Annotated in this window: 1 protein-coding gene; it reads left to right on the top strand. The window is 56.9% G+C overall.

All coding sequences use genetic code 11. From position 1 onward, the window contains the following. The first annotated feature begins 41 nt into the window (after positions 1–41). Entirely contained in the window at positions 42–4,904 is a 4,863-nt protein-coding gene (gene mobF / locus D8M41_RS11300) for a MobF family relaxase (protein ID WP_238693532.1), read from the top strand. Positions 4,905–4,917 lie beyond the last annotated feature (13 nt).

Here is a 4,917-nt window from a genome sequence, read left to right as displayed (position 1 = left end):
GTTATAAGTACTACACTCACGAAGTCGCCTCTGGTGATGCTTTGCGCGCAAATGACCGCGAGCTAGGCGATTATTACACTGTGGACGGTATGCCGCCGGGTCAATGGATCGGCACTGCACCGGAAGCACTAGGGCTTTCCGGTGAGGTGTCCGAGGCACACATGCATACCCTTTTCGGGCAGAAATTCACCCCGATAGAGACCGTGGAAGTCAAAGAGATGCTGCACGGACTGCCCGAGTTTGACGACTACATGGCCGCCTATAACAACGCCTATGAATCCTATAAAGCGCATGCTGCGGAGCGTGCGTGGGAGATTCTAACCCGCGCCGAGAACGGCTTGAGCCAGCAAGAGATTGCGCACCAGTTAGGTACGCTGGGGCATCCGATGACCCAAAAAACAGTCTCAAACTACCTGTCTCGGTACGCGGCTATGGGCGTTCGGGGCACACATACGCATGTCACGAACGACGGTAAGAGTCGTATTCGTGGTGAGCGGGAAGCGCTGACGAAAAAGGAATTTATTGACCGGTACAAGCTCACTTCAGGGGAGCTAAAAGCCGCGCATAACGCCGGGAAAAAGGCCCAAGATAAGCTCTATCAGCAGCGGGAAGCGCCGCAGCTGCACCCCGAATATACCGCTATTAATGACTTTACGAAGCGTGTTTCTGAGGAGATCGCGCGTCATCGTAGGATGCATGACGGGGCAGAACCCACCAAGGCGCAGATGCAGGAAATCCGTTTCCGCGTCGGCGGTGAACTCTACCGTGCGCAACGCGGGATCGAACCCACGCACGCACAATTGCGTCAGTTTATTGCCGAAAACAGTAAGAAACATCAGACAGCTATTGCCGGTTTCGACCTCGTTTTTACGCCGTCAAAATCCGTTTCGATTGCGTGGGGATTGGGCGATAAGCAGCTGCGCAAGAACATTGAAGCAGCTCATGAGCACGCGATTCAAGACGTAGTGCGGCATCTAGAATCGAATGTGGTTATGACCCGGCGAGGTCATAATGGCATCCGGCAAATCGACACCAAAAGCGGAATTATTGGTACGAAATTCCGTCACTACGACTCCCGTGCAGGCGATCCGAATTTACACGATCATGTGGTGATTGCCAACCGTGTTGAAGGCGCAGATGATAAATGGTCGTCTATCGACGGCCGAGTTTTGTATCAGTACGGGGTCGAATGCAGCGAGCTTTATAACAGTAAAGTCCAAGAATACGTCACGCAGCTGACGGGTTTGCAGTTCGAGCCCCGGATGCAAAACGGCAAACCCATCCATGAAATTGTCGGCATTAGCGACGAGATGGTGCGTGCTTTTTCTTCCCGGCGCGGGGATATTAGCGCTGAACTCGACAAAGTAAAAGCAAAATTTGTGGCCGATAACGGCTACGAGCCGAGTGAAAAGCAGCTTATTAAACTCGCGCAGCAGGCGACACTGGCGACACGTCCGGCCAAGTCTGAGGCGCGTTCTTTAGAAGACCTGCATACCGAATGGGTCGCCGCCGCACACGCCCTGTCTGATCATGGTGTGCACGTTCCAGTCGATCATCAACTAGCCGATATGCTCAAAACCGCCTCCCTGAATTATGAACAGAGCGTACTTCAGGGCGCACGTCAGGAAGCCTATTCCACACCCCTTGAAGCACACACTGACGCGGTTCTCTCCCGTCTAGAGGAAGCGCGTTCGACCTGGCGGCGTACCCATATTAACGCTGAAACTACCCGGTATGTACGCGAGCTAGGCTTGAATGAAACACAGGATAAAGGGCTTATTTCATCCATCCGTCAGTCCGTCGCAAGCGATTCACTGCCCCTGCATATTAAGGACACACGCCTCACTCCGCGCGAATATCTGCGCAAAGACGGTACCTCCCAGTACCAGCGTATCGACTCGGAGTTATTCACTTCTGAGCGAGTTTTAGCGGCTGAGAATAAGATCCTGGATGCCGCATCTCGTGCGGTGATTCCTGCTTCCACGGTGGATGTTTTCGAACTCGCAGCCCAAAAGAAACGTGCGGAACTCGCCGCGCAAGGGCACACATTGCCTGCTGGGCAAGAGGCAATGGCACGCGAGTTCGCCACGTCCGACCGCTTCTTGGTGGTAGGTATTGGTGCCGCCGGTGCCGGTAAAACCTCTTCTACTCGCTTGGCCGTAGACGCTATCGAAGCCTCCGGCAACAGGGTCATTGGTATGGCCCCGACGGCTGCGGCCGCAGCGGTGATGCGCTCTGAAATGCGCATCAATGCCGATACGGTGGATAAGATTTTGACCGATTGGCAGAGCGGCAAAGCCTCCGTGGATGTGCGCCCTGGCGATGTCCTGCTGGTCGATGAAGCCGGGATGATCGCTACCCCGAAGATGGAGAAGATTCTTACTCTTGCGCAAGAGCGTGGTGCTCTCGTGCGCGCGCTGGGTGATTATCGGCAGCTCTCAGCGGTCGGATCTGGCGGCGCGTTGCGCCTGGTGGATCGGGAGATCGGGGCCGTTCACCTCGACGAGCTCTTTAGGTTTAAAAACCCCGAGGAAGCAGCGGCCACACTCGCGCTGCGTGAGCCGCCCCTGGTTGGGACGGATAAGCCGTTCGAGTGGTACAAGGATAATAACCGCATTGTGGCTGGTGATGCGGATGCGATGGTTGAAGACGTTTTCCGCAAATATAGCGCTGACGTGACCGCTGGGAAGCAGTCGATCATGATTGCGTCCACCAACGAGACCGTCACCCGATTGAATGATTTGGCGCAGGCTCACGCGATCGAGCACGGCCAGGTGAGCACTGGCGCGGGGGCGGTAGCGCTGCATAATTCTTCCCGCGCACATGTTGGGGACACCATTGTTACCAGGCAAAATGCACGCCGACTCATTGTTAATAGTGGTCAGGATTTCGTGAAAAACGGTGACCTCTGGCGCGTGACCGACCTGCACGATGACGGACGAATCACCGCACAGCACACCGGCCACGGTGGGAAAGTCACTCTTCCTGCAAGCTATGTTGAACAGTCTGTGGAGCTTGGGTACGCGGCCACGATCCACCGTGCCCAAGGATCTACCGTAGACACTGCGCACGCCCTGGTGGATGCATCTACCGACCGGGCCGGGGCCTACGTTGCGCTCACCCGTGGCCGCGAAAACAACCAGCTCTATGTTGCCTTGGCCGATGGTGAAAAGCGTGATGATGTGCTCGACCGCATCAGCAGCGCATATGAGCGTGACCTCACAGTGCACGAGACTGTGGATCAGCTTCGCGCCGAACACCGGAACCTGGCCACCCTGATTGCCCAGCACGAAGACATCTCCGAGCTGGCCGTACAAAAGGTCATGCAACCGTATTTGCTGGAGGGCATGTCCAGGGTTAAGGAACACCCGGTACGGGATAAAGACTCCGGCCAAATCATTGACCACACCCCCGCTGACGGTGCAGCGGACGCGAAAGCCGTGCTGGCCTCCCCCGCCTGGCCCGCTCTGGCGCACGATATGGGCGAAGCATACCGTCAAGGTATAGACCCCGCCGCCCTCGTAGAACGGGCATACTCCTACCGTCCCCTAGAGGCCAGTGACCAAGGGGCAGAAGCGAAAGATTATGCCGCTGTGATGCAATGGCGTGTCGAAAAACTCAACGTAGATGCCCAGAAGGTTCACGAGGCATCCGAGCGGCCCCTGTCCTACCTGAGCGATGAGCACCTAGCGCGGCTGGTGGATCAAGCCGCTCAGCGTACCCAACCAATGGCCGATAGGCTAGAAATAAGTGATGCCTGGTGGTTCACGAACCCCTATGCGATGGTTAAGAGTGACGAGCTCATGGCCATGCGCTCTAGGACTGTACGCGCACTCAACGCTACAGAAGGGGATACCACCGGCGCGTACCAGCAGATTAAAGAAAACCTCGGCGATATGGATGCTGAAATCACCCGCCGCCGCTGGGAAGTCTCCGGGGATCAACGCGAGCTAGAGCAGATTATCCGTGGGGAACGCCTCCGCTCCGGGCACAGCTTCACCCTGCACAAGGTTCTTTCTGAAGAGCAGCGGATACGGCAGCACCTCATCCCAACCATTGACCTGCCCGAGACCAAGCGCCCTGAGCAGATCCAAAACGGCATCAGTGGCCACACGCTGGATCGGTTCTGGGAGAACCACCCGAACCTGCACAACACCAGGTTAGGCACTATTCTGCGCTCCCGCTCCCGTGAAATCGGGCAGCTCGCCCAAGTCAGGGGCGCACAACTCGCCGCAGAGAAACCCGAATGGGTCAAACAGCTTGGTGACGTTCCGGCCAACAACCGCCTGGCGCGGCACTGGTACCGGGTTGCTGCCGAAACCGAAGCCCTGCGCGATAAATACAACATCGCCCCCAGTGAGCCTGAGGCAGTACCCACGAAGCTGCGCACCCAGGCAAAGCCGCACGAGGAACCCACCCGCGCGGAGGCACGCGGGCAGTTCCTACACGCCCAAGTCACTAATACGCACAAGCGATCCGTCATGGCCGCGCACCAGCGCGCACCTAAAACCGATGCAGAAAACGCTCAGATCGCCCAAGCACGCGATACCCGCCAGCGCGCCCAGGAAGCACGTAGGGAAGGGAACCCGCAGCTGGCCGCTACCCACCCGATGCTGATTCATGAACAGATTAAGAGGTATCAGAACTCTCTGACCCATACCGAGACCGAAAAACCGCAGCAGAAGCACACGGTCGAGCAGACGATCACTGCTCACCGTGCACAACGGCAATCTCTAGAAACCTCAGATGAACAGCTGCAAAAGGTACAACGGCTTCACGCTATGTCCTTTGGTAACCTCAACCGCCGCAGGCAGCAGCCACCGCAGCAGAAACAGGATGCTCGCGACTACGCCCAGCGGCAACGACAAAACCAGAAACAGTCCACTACTGGAAAGGAACTCTAATGCAAGAGCGTAA

The sequence above is a fragment of the Rothia sp. HSID18069 genome (assembly GCF_003989155.1).
Classification (GTDB): Bacteria; Actinomycetota; Actinomycetes; order Actinomycetales; family Micrococcaceae; genus Rothia; species Rothia aeria.
The sequence above is the reverse complement of the archived record's forward strand: the minus strand, read 5'-3'. Positions and strand labels throughout refer to the sequence as shown.